Raw genomic sequence first — 19,773 nt, forward strand, 5'->3', positions numbered from 1 at the left:
TCATGACATTACATCAGATAAATCAATTAGCTTATCCAGGTGATACTGAATCACTTTGGCAACAAAGTCTTGGTCATGGTGATGCCATCATTTTCATTGAAGAAGCCTGTTTACGCTTACAGCAAATGGATACGAACTGGTTGCAAAAATTAACGGCACAATCTATCCATTTGTATTATTTGCACAAAGATGCGTTGGCTTATGGCATTCAGCCCAAATGGGGTAAGGCCCTATCAGATACAGAGTGGGTTGAATTGACTTTCTCTGCCAATAAACACGTCAGCTGGTAACAAGAATGTTAGACACTAACTTACTTGATGAAGAAGGTTATCTACTTAATCTGGACGATTGGAGTCCAGAGTTAGCGCATCATTTGGCCAAACAAGAAGACATTGAATTAACCTCTGCGCATTGGGAAATCATCACCCTGCTACGAGATTTTTATCAAGAGTTTGAAGTCTCGCCCGCCATGCGACCATTGGTCAAAGCCGTTAGCAAAAAGCTTGGAGAGGAAAAAGGCCGCAGTATTTATCTGATGACCTTATTTCCTGGCAGCCCACCTAAGCTGGCCGCCAAAATCGCAGGTCTTCCCAAACCCGCTAATTGTTTATAAGTCTTCGCCCTCAGTACTTGCCGTACCAAGCCAACTTATCTTGCAAGTTCACCACTTCACCTATGATAAGCAAAGCGGGCGACTTCACCTCATTATCCGTCGCCACTTGATACACTTGACTAATGGTGGAAGTGAACACACGCTGCACCTTTGAGGTGCCTTTCTCCACCACAGCCACAGGCATACTTGGCGACATACCAAACTTCAACAAGGATTGGCTAATGTCTTTGAGGCCGGTTAATCCCATATAAATCACCAAGGTTTGAGCAGGATGAACCAACTCTTCCCACGGCAAATCTGTGCTACCATCCTTCAGATGTCCAGTTAAGAAACGCACCGATTGGGCATAATCTCGGTGTGTTAAGGGAATACCGGCATAGGCCGCACAACCCGCTGCGGCTGTGACTCCTGGCACCACTTCAAAGGGCACACCTTCTTCAATCAATTCTTCTAGCTCTTCACCGCCACGTCCGAAAATGAAAGGGTCACCGCCTTTTAAACGCACCACTTGATGACCTTCTTTGGCTTTTGCGGCAAGCAAGGAGTTAATATCCTCTTGCGGCAAGCTGTGTAACGACTTGGCCTTACCCACATACATTTTTTCAGCGCTTGCGGGAATTTGATTAATGATTTCTTCCCCGACTAAACGATCATACAAAACCACATCGGCCTGCTTTAACAGTCGATATGCTTTCAATGTCAAAAGCTCAGGATCGCCTGGACCTGCGCCAATTAAATACACTTTACCCGTCATACTCTTTACCCACACAAAAAAAGCCTCGCTGGGAGGCTTTCTTTGCCAATACCTTTATTACGCTTTATTCAATAGGGTTTTGCCGCCCATATAAGGCACCAAAACATCAGGAATACGAACACTGCCGTCTTCGTTTTGATAGTTTTCCAACACTGCCACCAAGGTTCGACCCACCGCCAAACCAGAACCATTCAAGGTATGGGCCAATTCTGGACGCCCTGTTTCTGGGTTACGCCAGCGCGCTTGCATTCGACGCGCTTGGAAATCCCACATATTGGAGCAAGAAGAAATTTCACGGTATTTGCCTTGTCCTGGCAACCAGACTTCGATGTCATAAGTCTTGTGTGCAGAGAAACCAAGGTCACCGCCACACAAAATAACGGTACGGTATGGCAATTCCAGTTTCTGTAAAATACTTTCTGCATGACCAACCAATTCTTCCAGCACTTCTGCAGAATGATCTGGACGACAGATGTGAACCAATTCCACTTTTTCGAATTGATGCTGACGAATCATGCCTCTTGTATCACGACCATAACTGCCCGCTTCACTGCGAAAACAAGGAGTATGAGCAACAAACTTTTTATGCAGATCCGCATCATTAAAGATCTCATCACGGGCCAAGTTAGTGACAGGTACTTCCGCCGTCGGAATCAAATAGAAATCACTGTTGCCACTGTCTTTATCAACTGGCACTTTGAACAGATCTTCTTCAAACTTTGGTAATTGACCAGTGCCTTTCAAAGAAGCCGCATTGACCAAATAGGGTACATACACTTCACTATAGCCATGCTCATCGGCGTGCGTATTCATCATGAATTGAGTGAGCGCACGGTGCAAACGTGCCAAATCAGCATGCATCACGGCAAAACGTGAGCCAGTGATTTTTACTGCGGCTTCAAAATCCAGCAAGTCTAACGCTTCACCAAGATCCACATGGTCTTTTGCGGCAAAAGCAAAATCCTTAGGCTCACCCCAACGACGAATCTCAACATTATCGTCTTCTGATTCCCCTTCTGGAACCGATTCATGGGGAATGTTTGGAATGCCTTCCAACAAAGCATCCAACTCCAATTGCACCTGGGTTAACTGCTCTTTAGCCGCATTTAAATCATCACCCAAGGTGGCGGTTTGGGCTTTTAATTGCGCCGCTTTGTCTTTATCGCCCTCCTTCATGGCTTGGCCGATTTCTTTGGATACTGAGTTGCGGGATTGTTGCAGCTGTTCCGTTTCTATTTGAATGGCTTTACGACGCTCTTCTAATGAAGAAAAAGTCGCCACATCCAACTCATAGCCTTTCTTTTTCAATAAAGCCGCAATGGCTTCTGGGTCAGCACGCAACGCTTTAATATCTAACATCTCAGCAACAATATCCTCTGTATCCAACAATATGTATTTGCCCCAAATGGGCAGATTAAAAGAAACGCGTTAGCGCCATACCAAGAGCAACGCCAAGCACGCCTAAAATGCAGCTCAATAATAAATAGCTTAATGCCGTTAGCCAAGCCTGCATATGAATTAATGACACAATTTCTAGAGAAAATGTGGAGAAGGTAGTAAATGCCCCCAAAAAACCCACCATCACCAGTGGTCGATAAGGTTCGAGACTGGGCATGCGTTCACTAATGATAACAAAAGCAATGCCCATCAAAAAACAACCCAACAGGTTTACCATCATGGTGGCAAGAGGAAAATGATGATGCCAGTAACTGTTGATCCATTTGGTCATACCGTATCGACTTAAGGCCCCTAGGGCGCCACCAAAAGCAATCATAAAATACATCATACTTCGTCTTCCCAGTCTGTTAGCGGATAACGCTGTTGCGAACTTTGTTTATCCAGATCAGCCAGCCATTCAAGCTTTTCAGCGATTTTCTTTTCCAAACCTCGATCACTCGGCTGATAATAACGGGATTGCGCTACCTCCTCAGGTAAGTAGCTCTCCCCCGCTGCATAAGCATTTGGCTCATTGTGCGCATAGCGATATTCATCCCCATGCCCCATGCTTTTCGCCAGTGACGTGGGAGCGTTACGCAAATGAATAGGCACTTCGTAACTGGGTTGCGCCGATACATCCGCCATGGCCTGTTTGAAAGCCGTGTACACAGCATTACTCTTTGGCGCGCAGGCCATGTAGACAGCTGCTTGAGCAATGGCTCTGTTACCCTCTCCCGGCCCAACGCGTTCAAAAATGTCCCACGCATTTAAGCCCACTTGTAAGGCTCTAGGATCGGCGTTTCCAATGTCTTCCGACGCAATGGCCAGCAAACGTCGCGCAATGTACAGCGGATCACAACCACCATCCAACATGCGCGCCATCCAGTACAAGGCACCATCGGGAGAAGAACCGCGCACGGATTTATGAAAGGCGGATATTTGATCGTAGAAAACATCTCCGTTGCGATCAAAACGACGAATACTGCCCCCCAACACATCTTCTAATTGCTGTTGACTGACCGACTCCCCCGGCTCAACCATATCCGACAAGATCTCGAGAAAATTCAGACTGCGACGAATATCCCCATCGGCGGCGTGTGCGATGACATCCAAATAATGATCACTTAAGGTCAAAGCTGAATTGGCCAAGCCGCTCTCTGCGTCTTGCAACGCTCTTATTAACACGGATTTCACCTCTTCCGCGGAAGGTGTTTTTAAGCGGTACACACGAGCACGAGACAATAGCGCGGAGTTTAATTCAAACGCTGGATTCTCAGTAGTGGCACCAATAAATAAAAAGGTGCCATCTTCGATATAAGGTAAAAAAGCATCTTGCTGAGATTTATTGAACCTGTGCACTTCGTCTACAAACAAGATGGTTTGCGTGCCATTCATCTGACGAAATTGCTTGGCCTGCTCCACGGCAGCGCGAATTTCCTTCACCCCAGACATGACCGCAGAAATTTCAATAAAATGCCCTTTCAATGCCTGACACAAGAGTTTAGCAAAGGTGGTTTTACCCACACCGGGCGGCCCCCACAAGATAAAAGAATGGCAGTGACCAGTTTCCACCATGCGTCGTAAAGGCTTTCCCGGCCCAACCAGATGAGCCTGACCAATATAATCTTCCAATCGAGTGGGCCTCATCCGCGCGGCAAGCGGCTGATAAGCACCATGACTTTCCTCTGCAAACAAGTCTTGCATTATTGCCCTTCTATGATCAGATCCACCTCATCAGGGAGATCCAAAGTGAAGTTTTCTTTTGCTACGCCAGCATGAGTTTCAACCTGATTAAATTCAATCACGGTAGTTTGCCCTAATGCATCCAAAATACTCATGGACGCTATGTGACCATCATGGAAAGACAAGGTCAGCGCCTGAAATAAGTCTTGTTCTTCACGGGGAACCAAACGAAATGTCTCAGACCCTAAGGTGGTGATATTGTAATGGGGTAAAACCTCTTCAGCCGGTTGCCCTAATAAGGCGGCAGGTGACGAACCCACTTCTTCCGATAAAGGTTTTTGTGTGGCTTGCTCTAAATCCACATCCCAAACCGTAATCGTTTTACCATCCGAAACAATACGCTGGGCAAAGGGTTTGATACTGTCCCAAACAAATTGATTTGGTTTGGCCAGCAAAAAGACACCTTCACTGATTTGCAGTGGTTTGCCTTTTTCATCATAGGTAACCTGACGAAACTCTCCTTCAATATTACGATTTTGTTCCAATAGAGACGTCACTTTAGTACGTGCCGCTTCATCTGCCCAAAGTGCACTTGTCACCATCATACTGGTTACAATCAGCAAGGCACTCAGCCATGATTTTCTCAAGATGCTTCTCCTGTTAGCCTGTTTTACACAAGGGTTACTCTGGGATCAGAATGTCACGCTGACCGTTGCTTCCCATGGGCCCAACCAATCCAGCCGCTTCCATTGCTTCGACCAAATTTGCCGCTCTGTTGTAACCTATTTTCAGACGGCGCTGAATAGAAGAAATAGAGGCTTTACGGGTTTCTATGACAATCTTTACCGCTTCATCATACAAAGCATCCTTGTCTTCCCCACCATCATCGGACATCAAATCTTCTGGATTGACCACCACATCATTAATGTACTCAGGCTCACCACGCTGTTTCCACTCCTCCACTACCGCGTGTACTTCTTCATCGGAAACAAAGGCTCCGTGTACTCGAATGGGCGTTGGCAAACCTGCAGGAAGGTAAAGCATGTCCCCCATACCCAACAACTGATCTGCGCCCCCTTGATCCAAGATGGTTCGCGAGTCAATTTTCGACGACACTTGGAACGCCATACGGGTCGGGATATTGGCTTTAATCAAACCAGTGATGACATCAACCGAAGGTCGCTGAGTTGCTAGAATCAGGTGTATACCTGCGGCACGGGCCTTTTGCGCAATACGCGCAATCAATTCTTCCACTTTTTTACCCACTATCATCATCATGTCGGCAAACTCATCAACAATGATGACAATATAAGGTAAGGGTTCTAGATACGGCACAGTGCGTGCTACGCCCTCTTCAGAAAACATGGCCATTTCAGGTTGCCATAAAGGGTCTTCAATGGGTGTTCCGGCCGCAATGGCGTCACGCACCTTTTTGTTGTAACCCGCGATATTACGCACCCCCAGTTTAGACATCAGCTTATAGCGGCGCTCCATTTCATCGACCGACCAACGCAACCCATTGGCAGCGTCTTTCATATCGGTAATGACTGGCGTCAATAAATGCGGAATGCCCTCGTAGATGGATAATTCCAACATCTTGGGGTCAACCATGATCATTCGAACATCATCTGGGGTGGACTTCAGCAACATGCTGAGAATCATAGCGTTCACCCCTACGGACTTACCCGAGCCTGTGGTACCAGCCACCAAAACATGGGGCATTTTTGCCAAATCCACCACAACAGGCTCGCCCGAAATATCATGACCAAGTGATAAGGTCAGACAAGAAGACGCCTTATCGTACATATCACAGTTAATCACTTCAGAGAAATACACTGTGTCACGCACTTGGTTGGGAATTTCAATGCCTATGGTGGATTTACCAGCAATCACCTCCACCACGCGCACACTCATGACGCTCAAAGAGCGCGCCAAATCTTTCGCCAAATTGGTAATACGAGAAACTTTTACCCCGGCAGCCGGTTGAATTTCAAAACGCGTGATCACTGGGCCGGGGTTCACTTCCACCACCTCGGCTTTGACACCGAACTCTTGCAATCTTTGCTCCAATAAAGAGGACAAGGACAGCAATTCCTCTTCTGTATAGCCCCCCTGTTTGGGTTTAGGCTGGGTCAACACAGAACGGTCGGGCAAGGTGTAGGCTTTTTCCTGTGGTTTCACTGGCTCATCCGGAGACACTGGCCCAGCTAGGTTATCCAGCTGCTTGGCTTCGGATAAGGTTCTCACCGCTGGCTTATGGCCAACTTGACCTGTTACCAATTGATCAGAAGAAGGTTGATCTATAAGCGGTTGATCTATAAGCGCTTGATCTTTAGCCGGTTGAGCATCACCAAACAAGAGTTCGTCTGCCTTGGCCCTTGATAAGCCTTCACTTTCAGGGTCTAAAAGCGGCGGCGCTTGCTCATTATCTTGAGTAGTCCGCTTAGGCCATTCGTCTTCTATGTAAAGTGTGTCACCAAAGTCGATCTCGGCATCCTCTAAGGTTAAATCGTCAAGACCGCCGAATTCTGGTTCCGTTTGAAGCTTGGTTGCTGCGTCTGTGGAGTTTGCAGACCCTGCTGTGCTTGACTTGGTGAACAAACCCGACAAGGCGAACCGATTTTTTGTCACAGAGCTTCCTGCCGACTCTTCTTCCGTATCAGACTGAGCTGCGGATTGTTTATTGCGCCTTTTACGGAAAATAGCAGGCTCTTCCGCTTCTTCAGCAGCCTCTTCTAAGGCTGCATCATCATTAATATGCTCACGATGAGCTCTTTTTTCTGCTTTTTTTTCCGCTTTTTGAGTTCTGCTGTCGCGCCATTTGTTATTAAGCCAAGCAATGCTTTTGAACACCGCCTCGCCCAGCTTATCCATGAGGCTCAACCAATGTAATTGAGACAAGAGGGTAAAAGCCAGAATCACCAGAGCCAAGCTGACCAAAGTCGCACCATCGTAACCAATAACGCCATATAAGGCAGTGCCAAGACTTTGCCCTAAAATACCACCAGCGCCGTATTGCAGATCCTCATTACCCACCGTGTGTAAAAAACACAGGGCCGAGCCAAAGCACAAATACAAGATACTACCAATAAGACTCAACAAGGCATTATTAACGGGCAACAAAGCATGAGGATTACGCCATACAATAATGGCAAGCCAGAAAAATAAAGGGGGTAAGGAGTAAAATAAAGCACCGAAAAAGGCGGACATCAAATCGGCTAAGGTGGCGCCAATTGGCCCCATGGAATTTTGAATGGCAGCACCTGTGCCTGAATAAAACCACCCTGCGTCATCAGGATGATACGAATAGGTTGCTAACGCAAAAAAGAATAAAAATACCAAAGCAACTATAAAAGTCGCTTGCTTAGCAAACATATCCCAAATTGGTGATCGAGTCGATTCACTCATCTCTTCTGACAAAACTTGCCTTCCTATATTATGCTAACCCAAACTTAAGCCTGCTAAATCAAGGGCAGACTAAAAACCCGTTAAGCTTACCATAAAAAAAGCCAGCCCAAAGGGCTGGCTTTCGTATTTCCTAAGAAAGACTTTCTTTTACAAAAAGGAACCTTAGAAGAAAGTTTTCACACCAACGATTGTACGCTCTGAACCTGCGTCAATAGTAGCTTCTGATGTGTCACCCGCATAGTTCTTAACATAGTAAGTCAAGTCACCTGAAACGAACTCACCAACGAAATATGTAGCGGAAGGCTCACCATCAGTCTCTAAATCTTGAGAGTATTCAAGAGTTAAAGTCAACGCATCAGTCGCTGCAAATGCAATGGAAGCGGTCATTTGTTCTACATCAGTATCACCTGTAGCGCCTTTAGCACCTGAACCATAGTTCAAAGACAATGTAGCAGGACCTGCTTGTGTTTGAAGACCTACGTTCACTGCATTTGCGTCACCAACAGAACCACCGGAGACACCAGCTTTAAAACCACCTAAGTCAGCTACATAAGAAAGAGCAAAACCAATATCAGAATCTTCAGTATCAGTAGCAGAAGTTGCTTCAACTGCAAAAGTCAGCTCTGGAGTGGCTTTATAACGAATACCAGTATTATCAGTATCGTTATCAGTAGAAGTCACAAGATCAACACCACTATAAATTTCATCCATACCCATGAATGAACCAGTTGACACTGAACCATCAAAACGACCGAAAGAAACTGCGCCTTGTTTTACGTACAACTTCTCAAGACCAGTTGTTACACCCTCATCATCGCCAGTTGTTTTAAACTCTAGCTCAGCGTAAACGATACCAGTATCAACGTGAAGCTCTAGCTCTCCAAGATCAGTACCATCAAGCTCATCAACGCCGTCATCAATAGTAACAAACTCAACACCAGCTTCACCAGTGATGATAGCATCAGCAGCTAGAGTTGAAGTAGACACAGCAGCTGCAACAGCAGATACCGCAAACACAGAAGCAAGTTTAATCGCTTTCATTCAAGATTCCCCTTTATATTATATTGTGTGGCCTTGTAGACCTTTTGATAGATTTTCGTCTTACCAAGAAACGTTGTTAAATCAACGACTCATGTATCTTAAAACCAATCAGTTTCACTTTTGTGACAATTGCCATAAAAGCAAAAAATCGAGTAGTTCCAAAACTGCATCCAACAATTTTTCGAATTACCGTTTAGGACTGCATCGATTAAAACCAAGTTTTCCTTTATTGGTCAAGCACTCCTTGCACTTTTTTTCTATTTTTTTTCAATTTGCACCCTTTTTTGGACAAAAAACAGTCAATTTTGACTGGCGCAGCCATTTTTCCTTTTTACTTTGTGCACATTAGCACGAAATATTTGTCAGAATGTGTCAGCAAGTCGCAGCTTGAATATCTTTTTTTCCACAATTGAAATATCGCATTTTTTTAGAAAAACTTTACTGTTTTCTTTTGATTTTTTTGATTTTTATCAAGCTTGGCGTTTACATTCACAATGGTTATAATTTTTCACAGTGGTTTTACTTTTTCGCAATAGTCATACTTGGCTGCCATACAGACAAGATGATCGAAAAAATGATAAAAGCACCCCAACGCATGATCAAATGCTAAGGAATTAATCTAATAGTCATGCCCAATAGTTCAGAGTCTAACAGTTTAGAGCCCAATAACTCAGATCCCAATCATTTAGAGTCAAATGGCTCAGACCATCAGGATGTAAATGAGGCTTGTGAACTCGTCATTCTCTCTGAGTCACCTTACGATACGCCACAACCTCATAAAGCCTTGCAAGACCCTGAAGGCCTATCTGCTTTAGGTGGGGATTTATCATGCGAGCGATTGATTCACCTGTATCGCCACGGTTTTTTTCCTTGGTACAGCGATCCAGACCCTATACTCTGGTGGCACCCCGAACAAAGGTGTGTACTCAAGCCTGAACATTTTCATACTTCGAAGTCCCTTAGCAAAGCCATCAAAAAAGGCCAATACCAATTTTCCATTAATCACGCCTTTGATGCCGTTATTGGACATTGCTCTGCTTTACGAGCTGATAAGGAAGGTACTTGGATTTCCAAAGATATCAAACGAGCTTATCAATCATTGCATAAATTGGGGTTTGCTCACTCTGTTGAAGTGTGGCAGGACGAACAGCTCATTGGTGGTTTTTATGGTGTCGCCATGGGACAGGTTTTCTTTGGTGAGTCTATGTTTTCGTTACAGGCCAATGCTTCGAAAATAGCGTTAAAAACCTTCTGCGACCAGGCAAACCACTTCAATATCCAACTCATCGACTGCCAAGTAAAGTCCGAACACCTGTTATCACTCGGAGCCAAGCTCATTCCCCGTAACGATTTTATTACCCAACTTAAGCGCAATATCGCCTCACCTGATAAGAACCAAGCCTTAAATAACTTGGCTAAGATGCAAAAAAAGCAGCAAATTTTCGGGTAAATCCCGTAAAATTCACATGGGAATTTGCCTTGCGCTGGGTTTTTAGGCAGAATATGCCTCGATAATTTTTTCGGTGTGAATAAAACGTTAGGCTTGATTGAAGCGAATTTAAAGTAATCCATACTCACTGAATTCTTCTCACAGGCTTTTTAGATCAGCGCCGCTAAACTGAATAGCAAAGTCATTAAACCAAATTAAGTTAACACCATAGGACACATATTGTGGCAAAAGAAGAAGGCTTAGAAATGGAAGGCACTATCATTGATACGTTGCCGAATACCATGTTTCGCGTCGAATTAGAAAACGGACACGTTGTTGTCGCACATATTTCAGGAAAAATGCGCAAAAACTACATCCGCATCCTGACTGGCGACAAAGTAAAAGTAGAATTAACCCCTTACGATCTGTCCAAGGGTCGCATTGTTTACCGCGCTCGCTAATAATAATCAAGGCTTCTTCTATCAATTTACTTTGTGAAGCTTTGGTTGTTCATCCATAAAAAAACCACGCTGTTGCGTGGTTTTTTGTTTATAAAGTAAATCGAGTGAATGAGCTATTTTAGTGAATAACAGCTTCTTTCACTACGTCAAACTTAAGCTTGTCTTTCTTCTCATCCAAGGTCACTTTGACATTGCCGCCTTCGTTTAAGTCACCAAACAATATCTTATCGGCCAAGGGTTTCTTCAAGTGTTCTTGGATGACGCGCGCCATAGGTCGAGCCCCCATCTGACGATCGTAGCCTTTGTGGGCCAACCAGCCCCGCGCGTTATCTGATACATCCAGCAAGACGCCTTTAGGATCCAGCTGAGCCTGTAACTCCACTAGGAACTTATCCACCACATTGAAGATGATGCGTTCATCCAATTGCTGGAATTGAATCACTGCATCCAAGCGGTTTCTAAATTCCGGTGTGAAAGTACGATTAATCACTTCCATACCATCCGTTGAGTTATCTTGGTTAGAGAAGCCAATGGATCGACGAGCCAACTCTTCCGCACCGGCATTGGACGTCATGATCAAAATCACATTGCGGAAGTCTGCTTTACGACCATTGTTGTCCGTCAAGGTACCATGATCCATGACTTGCAACAGCAGATTAAAGACTTCAGGATGGGCTTTTTCAATCTCATCCAACAAAACCACGCTGTGAGGATTCTTAGTCACGGCTTCCGTTAATAACCCACCCTGATCAAAACCGACGTACCCAGGTGGTGCACCAATCAAGCGCGATACCGCATGGCGTTCCATGTATTCGGACATATCGAAACGAATCAACTCCAAACCAAGCTGTTTGGCCAATTGTTTGGTCACTTCCGTTTTACCAACCCCTGTAGGGCCCGCCATCAGGAAGGAACCAATCGGCTTCTGCTCAGCTTTTAGACCAGCACGTGACAACTTAATGGCCGCCGACAAAGAATCAATCGCATCGTCTTGTCCAAACACCACCATTTTCAGGTTACGCTCTAAGTTTGCCAATACTTGTCTGTCATCTGAATTCACCGCTTTAACAGGGACACGGGCGATTTTAGAGACAATGTCTTCTATTTCTGCCACCGTAATCACAGACTTACGCTGTTCTTCTGGCTGCAGTCTTTGATACGCGCCCGCTTCGTCGACAACATCAATGGCTTTATCCGGCATGTGACGATCTGTCACATAACGCTGCGCTAATTCTGCTGCTGCCAATAGGGCTGGCTCTTCATATTTGATTTGATGATGTTCTTCAAAAGCACCAATGATGCCTTTGAGAATTTGATAGGTATCATCAACACTGGGTTCGTTCACATCAATTTTCTGGAAACGACGAGCTAAGGCATGGTCTTTTTCAAACACCCCGCGAAACTCTTGGAAGGTGGTTGAACCGATACAACGTAACCCACCCGAGCTCAACACAGGTTTCAACAAGTTAGATGCGTCCATCACGCCACCAGAAGCCGCCCCTGCCCCTATGATGGTATGAATTTCATCAATGAACAGAATTGCATTAGGCAGCTTCTTCAACTCACTTAGTAACTGTTTCAAGCGTTTTTCGAAGTCACCACGGTATTTGGTACCGGCCAACAGTGCACCAAGATCCAAGGAATAAACCACGCCATCGGCAATAACATCTGGCACCTGCCCATCGACAATGCGTTTGGCCAAGCCTTCTGCAATGGCGGTTTTGCCCACACCCGACTCACCAACCAATAAGGGGTTGTTTTTACGGCGACGGGACAAGGTCTGGATAACACGCTCTACTTCGTATTCACGACCAATCAGCTTGTCTATCTTACCGTTGCGAGCTTCTTCATTGAGGTTGAGCGCAAACTTCTGTAGAGGAGCGGTATTGGTTTCTTCCGTATCCTCATCTTGCTCAACTTCATCCGAAGAATCGCCCATTTTGGAAATGCCATGGGCAACATAATTCACCACGTCAATGCGCGCAACGCCATGACGTTTTAACAAGTAAACCGTTTGACTCTCTTGCTCGCTGAAAATAGCAACAAGAACATTAGCACCCGTCACTTCACGCTTGCCCGAGGATTGCACATGAAAAACGGCACGTTGCAGAACGCGCTGGAAGCCTAATGTTGGCTGCACTTCACGTTCTTCATCATCTTCAGGAATTAATGGTGTCGTACTGTCGACGAATTCAATTAATTCCTTGCTTAAGGTTTCTAAGTTTACGCCGCAAGCTTTTAGTACACTTGAGGCTGCGCCATTTTCAATCAAAGCCAACAAAAGGTGCTCAACCGTCATGAATTCATGACGTTTGTCTCGTGCTGCTTTAAAAGCCGTATTCAGGGTTTGCTCTAGTTCTTTATCTAACATTGCTATTCCCTCTCTCTGAATCAATCAACCTTTTGTAGGTCACACATTAAGGGGTGCTCGTTTTGCTGTACGAACTGTTGAACCATTGCCACTTTCGTTTCGGCAATATCAAAGGGGTAAATGCCGCAGACACCCTTCCCTTTGGTATGCACTTCTAACATTACCTGTTTGGCCTTCTCTCCGTCCATTGAAAAAAAACGTTGTAATACAAATACGACAAAATCCATTGGCGTATAGTCGTCATTAAACAATACCACCTGATACATGGAAGGTGGCTTCAACTCGGTTTCTTCTGGTGCGATGGCAACACCAGAGTGACCTGGCTGATCTTCTTCTGATGTTAGCTTAATTTGCTGGTTTACAATCATCATATGCCTCTGAGGCTACAATTTTTCACGTAATTTGCCAAATCTGACGCATTACAACTTATTTACGCTACACATTTGCTATTGGATTTTACAAATCCCGAAACGACTTCTACGCTCATTATTAGGGTATCTAAAAATGCATTCAATGCTTTGTGTAAAAGATTCTACCACGTCAAGCACAAAACAGTTTGCAGCTATTTAGAAATCTGCCCCAACAAACGCGACACCTTTGGCGCTCACCAACCAAGGTTGGTTTTAGCAAAATTAATATCGAGTAATTATTTTGAGTGGATAAGGAGTGACTCATGCATCACGGATCCGTAAAGTGGTTCAACAATGCAAAAGGCTATGGCTTTATTATTTCAGAGGATTTTGATGAAGATTTGTTCATTCATTACTCTGCCATTAACGTCGAGGGGTATAAGACGCTTAAAGCCGGACAAGCAGTAACTTTTGATGTGGAACCAGGTGAACGTGGCCTTCATGCCATAGACATCAACCCTGTTGTAACAGAGACCATCAAAAATGAGACAGTAAAAAAGGAAACCGTTAGTACCAGCAAAGAATCGCTTCCTGCCTAAGCGACGCCCTCTTGTCAGTATCGATATTTGGGGTGTTTTTTGGTATCTTGCTTCTACAAAGAAGTAAGCGACCTTAATTCGCCCTTCCCTTTTCGTCGATAACTGACTTTACTGCGTTATGCCAAGCAACCTCATTGTTTTCAACAAACCTTTTCATGTACTTAGCCAATTCACCTCAGATGGTGAAAAAGCCACTCTAGCAGATTACATTCAAGCCGCTCATTTTTATCCAGCTGGCCGTTTAGACTATGATTCTGAAGGTTTGTTGTTACTGACCAATCAAGGTGCACTTCAACATCTCATCGCTTCTCCTAAATTCAAAATGCCCAAAACCTACTGGGTACAAGTGGAAGGTGAGATTACTGAGCAAGCACTGCAAGCATTACGTCAAGGGATTAAACTCAAAGATGGCCTTACCTTACCAGCACAGGCCAACCAGATGGCAGAACCTGAATTATGGTCAAGAACGCCACCCGTACGTGAACGCAAAACGATTCCGACTAGCTGGCTGAGCCTAACCATTCGCGAAGGTAAAAACCGTCAAGTCCGCCGTATGACGGCCGCGGTAGGTTTTCCAACACTCAGGCTTATTCGCTACGCCATAGGACCTTATACTTTAGATCAGGTACCTCATGGACAGTGGCAATATGCAGAGACGACCGAAGCACTTCAACAAGAGGTAATACAGTTTGAACAACGAAGAAACAAGCCGACTTCCTCACCTCACCGTCGCCGCACTGGTCAAACAGGGCGATCGCTACCTCATGGTAACAGAACGTCAGGACGAGAAAATCGTCCTCAATCAGCCAGCCGGTCACGTGGAAAACAATGAAGACCTGCTCACCGCAGTTATCCGTGAAACACAGGAAGAGTCTGGTTGGTTAGTGGAACCAATAGGTTTGCTCGGTTTATACGCTTTCACCCCATACCCTGGCGCCGACACGTACCATAGACTCTGTATTTTATGCCAGCCAATCAAACAGGTCTCTGAGCAATTAGACGATGACATATTGTCCAGCCAGTGGCTTACTTATGAAGAGATTCAAGCACAGCCACATCGTAGCCCATTGATCAATGCCTGTATTGAAGATGCCAATAACAAGTCGCCGATTCCATTGCATTTTTTATCAAAGCAATTCCTCACTCCCGATGCGCCTTGAAAATGAGTAAGTTTAAAGCTATCCATTGCCAAGAACCTAGGAAGAAGATGTCAAAATCCCATAAAGAGGTCACATTCAAGCAGAGTAAAATGTTACAATTTTGACCATTTCTAGCCTTTCTAGGCAAAAGCTTATTTTAAGTGAGACTGTATAAAGAATGAACGACAGCGCCCTTGCGACGAACGCAAACAGCACGAAAAAAGTCATCGTTGGTATGTCCGGCGGTGTAGATTCTTCCGTTTCCGCCCTTATTTTGATGCAACAAGGTTACCAAGTGGAAGGTTTGTTCATGAAAAACTGGGACGAAGACGACGGCACGGAATATTGCACCGCTAAAGAAGATCTGGCCGATGCTCAAGCCGTAAGCGACAAACTCGGTATTAAGTTGCACACTGCGAATTTTGCAGCGGAATACTGGGACAACGTCTTTGAGCATTTTCTTGCCGAATACAAAGCCGGTCGAACCCCCAATCCAGACATACTCTGCAACAAAGAAATAAAATTCAAAGCCTTCTTGGAATACGCCTTAGCATTAGGTGCCGATTACATTGCCACTGGCCATTATGTTCGTCGTGGTGAGCAAGATGGCCAACCTTTGTTGCTCAAAGGCTTGGATAACAACAAGGATCAAAGTTACTTCTTATACGCGGTCGGTAAAGACGAAATCGCTAAAACCCTATTCCCTGTGGGCGAGCTGGAAAAGCCAGCAGTTCGCCGTCTCGCGGAAGAACATGATTTGGTCACTCACAATAAAAAAGACAGCACAGGCATTTGCTTCATTGGCGAACGCCGCTTTAAAGATTTTCTTGAACAATATCTTCCTGCGCAACCTGGCGACATTGAGACCCTTGAAGGCGACAAAATTGGTCGTCATCACGGTTTGATGTATCACACCATTGGTCAACGTCAAGGGCTGGGTATTGGCGGTTTAGCCAATTACTCTGATGATCCTTGGTATGTTGTTGAAAAAGATCTTAAGCGTAATGTGCTACTGGTTACGCAAGGTGGTCAGCATGAATCCTTGTTCAAAACACACTTAATTGCCGACAATTTTGACTGGGTTGCCCGACAAAAACCCCGTTTTCCCCTGACTTGCAAAGCCAAGTGTCGTTACCGCCAACCAGATCAAGAGTGCACCCTCAATGAATTAGCCGATGGCCGAGTGGAAGTCTGCTTTGAAACGCCACAGCGTGCTATCACACCCGGCCAGTCCGTGGTGTTTTATCTTGACGATGTATGTCTAGGTGGCGGTATTATTAATGCTGCGTTTAACAAATAATCGCGACAGATTCACCTTGATGGATAAAGAGAAAAGCCGTGAGTAACCGAGAAAAAGAGCAAGTTATTGCCCTATCCGCCGTATTCCAAGCAGCAGAATTAGTTGCCAATCTCGCCAAATCAGGCCAGGTTGATCAAGATTATTTGCAGCCCTTGATCGAAAGTGTACTGACTCTCGATGCGCCAACCACAGAAGATATCTATGGCGGTCAATGGGATTGTCAAACTAATCTGGCCATGGGGCGACGCATTGCTCGTCAAGCTTTGGGAAAAGACAGAAATAGCCTTAATCCAAATACTTTGCGCTATGCGTTAAGCCTGGTTCATTTGGAAAGCAAACTCGCTAAACAACCGGACATGTTGTCCTTGATTGGTCAGCGTATTCAGCAGATCGCCGCTAAACAGTCTCACTACGATTCTGTGTTACATGAAAATATGATGGCCGCTATTTCTGGCTTGTATCAGGACTCATTGAGTAAATTGCCGTTCCGCATTCAGGTGCACGGTGACAGCCGATATTTACAGCAAGCACACATCGCCAACCAAGTACGCGCTATTTTGTTAGCCGGTGTACGTGGCGCCATGTTGTGGCGCCAGCTAGGAGGAAAACGCTGGCATTTGATTTTCAAACGCAAAGCTCTTTTGGCTGCGTTAGAGGCGCGAAATTAAATAATAAAAAGGCCTTCGTGGTCTTTTTTTATGACGTAAAATAAACAAGAATAAGTTGCATTAATTACGAGTATAGTTTGCAACCAATAGGACTTGAGACTTTTTTTCGTTAGTATACTTGCAAATTTTTACCCACTGTCCACGGGTAGAATAGCAATGGCGGCGATAAGTCATCTTAGATTCAATGGGCACAACGCCTGAAATGTTAGGGGAACTACATGTCAAAACAAACCATTTACTACACTCTGACCGATGAAGCACCAGCTTTGGCGACATCTTCTTTATTGCCAATCTTCAGTACTTTTGCAAAAGAAGCAGACATCGAACTTGAGCTTACCGATATCTCTCTTGCTGGTCGTATCATAGCGGCTTTCTCTGATGTTTTACCTGCTGACAAGCAAGCGGAAGATGGCCTTAAGTTTCTAGGAGAACTGACCCTTTCTCCTGAAGCCAACATAGTAAAATTGCCTAACATCAGTGCTTCTTTGCCTCAGCTAAATGCAGCAATCAAAGAACTGAATGAACAAGGTTACAATCTTCCTGACTACCCAGAAAACCCAACTACAGACGCCGAAAAAGACGTGCAGGCTCGTTACGCTAAAGTACTGGGCAGTGCGGTAAACCCTGTACTACGTCAAGGTAACTCTGACCGTCGTGCACCAGCTGCGGTAAAAAGCTTTGCTCGTAAATACCCTCACTCTATGGGTAAATGGAAAAAGACCTCTACTTCACATGCCGATTACATGCGTGGCGGCGACTTCTTCTCTTCTGAGCAGTCTGTCACGATGGAAAAAGACCAGACCGTACGCATTGAATTTGTTGCTAAAGACGGTTCTGTTGAAGTGAAAAAATCACTGCCTTTGATTGCTGGCGAAGTATTAGACAGCATGAACATGAGCAGCAAAAAACTTCGTGCTTTCTTTGAAGAGACGCTACAAGATGCCAAAGAAAACGACATCATGTGGTCTCTTCACGTAAAAGCCACCATGATGAAGGTATCTCACCCTATTGTGTTCGGTCACGCTGTAACCGTTTTCTACAAAGACGTGTTTGAAAAATACGGTGAGCTTTTCAAAGAAATCGGTGTTAACCCAAACAACGGTCTAGGCAGTGTTTACGATAAAATCAAAACACTTCCAGCAGCACAGCAAGAAGAAATCAAACAAGCCATTCAAGACGTTTACAACACACGTCCAGAATTGGCCATGGTCGATTCTGACAAAGGCATTACTAACCTACACGTACCAAGTGACGTGATCGTCGACGCCTCTATGCCTGCCATGATACGTAACTCAGGCAAAATGTGGGGCCGTGATGGCAAAGCACACGACGCCAAAGCCGTTATGCCAGAAAGTACTTACGCTCGTATCTACCAAGAAGTGATCAATTTCTGTAAAACCAATGGCGCATTCGATCCTGCTACTATGGGCACAGTGCCAAACGTTGGTTTAATGGCTCAAAAAGCGGAAGAATACGGTTCTCACGATAAAACTTACGAAATGGCCGCAGATGGCACCATGCGTGTTGTTGATGAGCAAGGCAATGTGCTGATGCAGCATCAAGTTGAAAAAGGTGATATCTGGCGTGCTTGTCAAACCAAAGACGCGCCAATTCGTGACTGGGTGAAATTGGGCGTGACTCGTGCTCGTCAATCTAACACGCCAGCGGTATTCTGGTTGGAAGAAGAACGCGCTCACGATTCTCAACTGCGTAAAAAAGTTGAGAAGTACCTACAAGAACACGATCTTGACGGTTTAGACATTCGCATCATGCCTTACAACGAAGCAATTCGCTTCTCTATGGAACGCATCATTCGCGGACTGGACACCATTTCCGTTACTGGTAACGTGCTACGTGACTACCTAACAGACTTGTTCCCAATCATGGAGCTAGGTACCTCTGCGAAAATGTTGTCTATCGTACCCATGCTAAATGGTGGCGGCATGTACGAAACAGGTGCCGGTGGCTCTGCACCGAAACACGTTCAGCAGCTTCTAGAAGAAAACCACCTTCGTTGGGACTCTCTAGGGGAATTCCTAGCGGTCGCTGTGTCTTTCGAAGAGCTTGGCATTAAGCAAAACAACGAGAAAGCAAAAGTCTTGGCAAGCTGCCTAGACAAGGCGACAGGTAAACTCTTGGATACCAACAAGTCACCTTCTCGTAAAACTGGTGAAATCGACAACCGTGGTAGTCACTTCTACCTAGCCATGTACTGGGCACAGGAATTGGCAGCACAAACTGACGATACCGCTTTAGCAGCTAAATTTGCACCGCTAGCAAAAGAGCTGACTGATAACGAAGCGAAAATTGTTGCTGAGTTGACAGAGGTTCAAGGCAAGCCAGCAAGTTTAGCAGGTTACTACCACATGAACTTGGAAGAAGTGGCTAAGATCATGCGCCCTAGCGCAACCTTCAACCAAGCGTTAGCGTCTTTATAAGCGATTTATTAAACAAATAAATCGGCTCAAAGCCCAGATAGCGAATCAAAACGGCTATCTGGGCTTTTTTATATCAAAGCCA

Annotated in this window: 19 protein-coding genes; 10 read left to right on the top strand and 9 right to left on the bottom strand. The window is 45.1% G+C overall.

Going from position 1 to position 19,773, the window contains the following annotated elements; translation table 11 throughout:
• The first annotated feature begins 2 nt into the window (after positions 1 to 2).
• Both ABXS85_RS06570 and ABXS85_RS06575 read left to right on the top strand, forming a co-directional pair.
• Positions 3 to 290, top strand: coding sequence for a DsrH/TusB family sulfur metabolism protein (locus ABXS85_RS06570; RefSeq protein ID WP_353669239.1), 288 nt, complete (start codon positions 3 to 5; stop codon positions 288 to 290).
• Positions 291 to 295: 5 nt separating this feature from the next.
• Entirely contained in the window at positions 296 to 613 is a 318-nt protein-coding gene (locus ABXS85_RS06575) for a TusE/DsrC/DsvC family sulfur relay protein (RefSeq protein ID WP_353669240.1), read from the top strand.
• 10 nt (positions 614 to 623) lie between these two features.
• On the opposite strand, the gene cobA is transcribed toward ABXS85_RS06575, so the two are convergent.
• From cobA to ABXS85_RS06610, 7 genes are all read right to left on the bottom strand, one after another.
• Positions 624 to 1,367, bottom strand: coding sequence for a uroporphyrinogen-III C-methyltransferase (gene cobA, locus ABXS85_RS06580; RefSeq protein WP_353669241.1), 744 nt, complete (start codon positions 1,365 to 1,367; stop codon positions 624 to 626).
• 57 nt (positions 1,368 to 1,424) lie between these two features.
• Complete coding sequence (gene serS, locus ABXS85_RS06585; protein ID WP_353669242.1) at positions 1,425 to 2,726, bottom strand: serine--tRNA ligase; 1,302 nt, start codon at positions 2,724 to 2,726, stop codon at positions 1,425 to 1,427.
• 55 nt (positions 2,727 to 2,781) lie between these two features.
• The gene (gene crcB, locus ABXS85_RS06590; protein ID WP_353669243.1) at positions 2,782 to 3,153 is read right to left on the bottom strand and encodes a fluoride efflux transporter CrcB; all 372 of its coding nucleotides are present in this window, start codon (positions 3,151 to 3,153) and stop codon (positions 2,782 to 2,784) included.
• Positions 3,150 to 4,508 (bottom strand): replication-associated recombination protein A, encoded by a 1,359-nt coding sequence (locus tag ABXS85_RS06595; RefSeq protein WP_353669244.1) that lies wholly within the window; start codon positions 4,506 to 4,508, stop codon positions 3,150 to 3,152. Before ABXS85_RS06595 ends, crcB begins: the two co-directional genes overlap by 4 nt.
• Positions 4,508 to 5,134, bottom strand: a complete 627-nt coding sequence (gene lolA / locus ABXS85_RS06600) for an outer membrane lipoprotein chaperone LolA (RefSeq protein WP_353669245.1) — start codon at positions 5,132 to 5,134, stop codon at positions 4,508 to 4,510. The genes ABXS85_RS06595 and lolA overlap by 1 nt, the downstream gene beginning before the upstream one ends.
• A gap of 34 nt (positions 5,135 to 5,168) precedes the next feature.
• A complete protein-coding gene (locus tag ABXS85_RS06605; RefSeq protein ID WP_353669761.1) occupies positions 5,169 to 7,895 on the bottom strand; it encodes a DNA translocase FtsK 4TM domain-containing protein in 2,727 nt (908 codons plus the stop codon).
• A 162-nt stretch (positions 7,896 to 8,057) separates the two neighbouring features.
• Positions 8,058 to 8,936, bottom strand: coding sequence for a hypothetical protein (locus ABXS85_RS06610; protein WP_353669246.1), 879 nt, complete (start codon positions 8,934 to 8,936; stop codon positions 8,058 to 8,060).
• A gap of 628 nt (positions 8,937 to 9,564) precedes the next feature.
• Between ABXS85_RS06610 and aat the strand changes: the two genes are divergently transcribed.
• Entirely contained in the window at positions 9,565 to 10,386 is an 822-nt protein-coding gene (aat, locus tag ABXS85_RS06615; RefSeq protein ID WP_353669247.1) for a leucyl/phenylalanyl-tRNA--protein transferase, read from the top strand.
• A 221-nt stretch (positions 10,387 to 10,607) separates the two neighbouring features.
• Positions 10,608 to 10,826, top strand: coding sequence for a translation initiation factor IF-1 (infA, locus tag ABXS85_RS06620; RefSeq protein ID WP_013795500.1), 219 nt, complete (start codon positions 10,608 to 10,610; stop codon positions 10,824 to 10,826).
• A gap of 118 nt (positions 10,827 to 10,944) precedes the next feature.
• On the opposite strand, the gene clpA is transcribed toward infA, so the two are convergent.
• Positions 10,945 to 13,197: an ATP-dependent Clp protease ATP-binding subunit ClpA gene (gene clpA / locus ABXS85_RS06625; protein WP_353669248.1), complete on the bottom strand. Its 2,253-nt coding sequence runs from the start codon at positions 13,195 to 13,197 to the stop codon at positions 10,945 to 10,947.
• 20 nt (positions 13,198 to 13,217) lie between these two features.
• Positions 13,218 to 13,565: an ATP-dependent Clp protease adapter ClpS gene (gene clpS / locus ABXS85_RS06630; protein WP_353669762.1), complete on the bottom strand. Its 348-nt coding sequence runs from the start codon at positions 13,563 to 13,565 to the stop codon at positions 13,218 to 13,220.
• A 305-nt stretch (positions 13,566 to 13,870) separates the two neighbouring features.
• Between clpS and ABXS85_RS06635 the strand changes: the two genes are divergently transcribed.
• The 6 genes from ABXS85_RS06635 to ABXS85_RS06660 all read left to right on the top strand — a co-directional run bounded on the left by ABXS85_RS06635 (position 13,871) and on the right by ABXS85_RS06660 (position 19,691).
• Complete coding sequence (locus tag ABXS85_RS06635; RefSeq protein WP_353669249.1) at positions 13,871 to 14,146, top strand: cold shock domain-containing protein; 276 nt, start codon at positions 13,871 to 13,873, stop codon at positions 14,144 to 14,146.
• A gap of 118 nt (positions 14,147 to 14,264) precedes the next feature.
• Complete coding sequence (locus tag ABXS85_RS06640) at positions 14,265 to 14,978, top strand: pseudouridine synthase (RefSeq protein WP_353669250.1); 714 nt, start codon at positions 14,265 to 14,267, stop codon at positions 14,976 to 14,978.
• The gene (locus ABXS85_RS06645; RefSeq protein WP_353669251.1) at positions 14,911 to 15,306 is read left to right on the top strand and encodes an NUDIX domain-containing protein; all 396 of its coding nucleotides are present in this window, start codon (positions 14,911 to 14,913) and stop codon (positions 15,304 to 15,306) included. Before ABXS85_RS06640 ends, ABXS85_RS06645 begins: the two co-directional genes overlap by 68 nt.
• Before the next feature lie 157 nt (positions 15,307 to 15,463).
• Positions 15,464 to 16,585 (top strand): tRNA 2-thiouridine(34) synthase MnmA, encoded by a 1,122-nt coding sequence (gene mnmA, locus ABXS85_RS06650; protein ID WP_353669252.1) that lies wholly within the window; start codon positions 15,464 to 15,466, stop codon positions 16,583 to 16,585.
• Between the two features lie 38 nt (positions 16,586 to 16,623).
• Positions 16,624 to 17,253 carry a high frequency lysogenization protein HflD gene (gene hflD, locus ABXS85_RS06655; protein WP_353669253.1) on the top strand — a complete coding sequence of 210 codons (630 nt, stop codon included), beginning with the start codon at positions 16,624 to 16,626 and terminating at the stop codon, positions 17,251 to 17,253.
• A gap of 218 nt (positions 17,254 to 17,471) precedes the next feature.
• A complete protein-coding gene (locus tag ABXS85_RS06660; RefSeq protein ID WP_353669254.1) occupies positions 17,472 to 19,691 on the top strand; it encodes an NADP-dependent isocitrate dehydrogenase in 2,220 nt (739 codons plus the stop codon).
• Positions 19,692 to 19,773 lie beyond the last annotated feature (82 nt).

Origin of the sequence: Marinomonas sp. THO17, from assembly GCF_040436405.1 — a bacterium.
Classification (GTDB): Bacteria; Pseudomonadota; Gammaproteobacteria; order Pseudomonadales; family Marinomonadaceae; genus Marinomonas.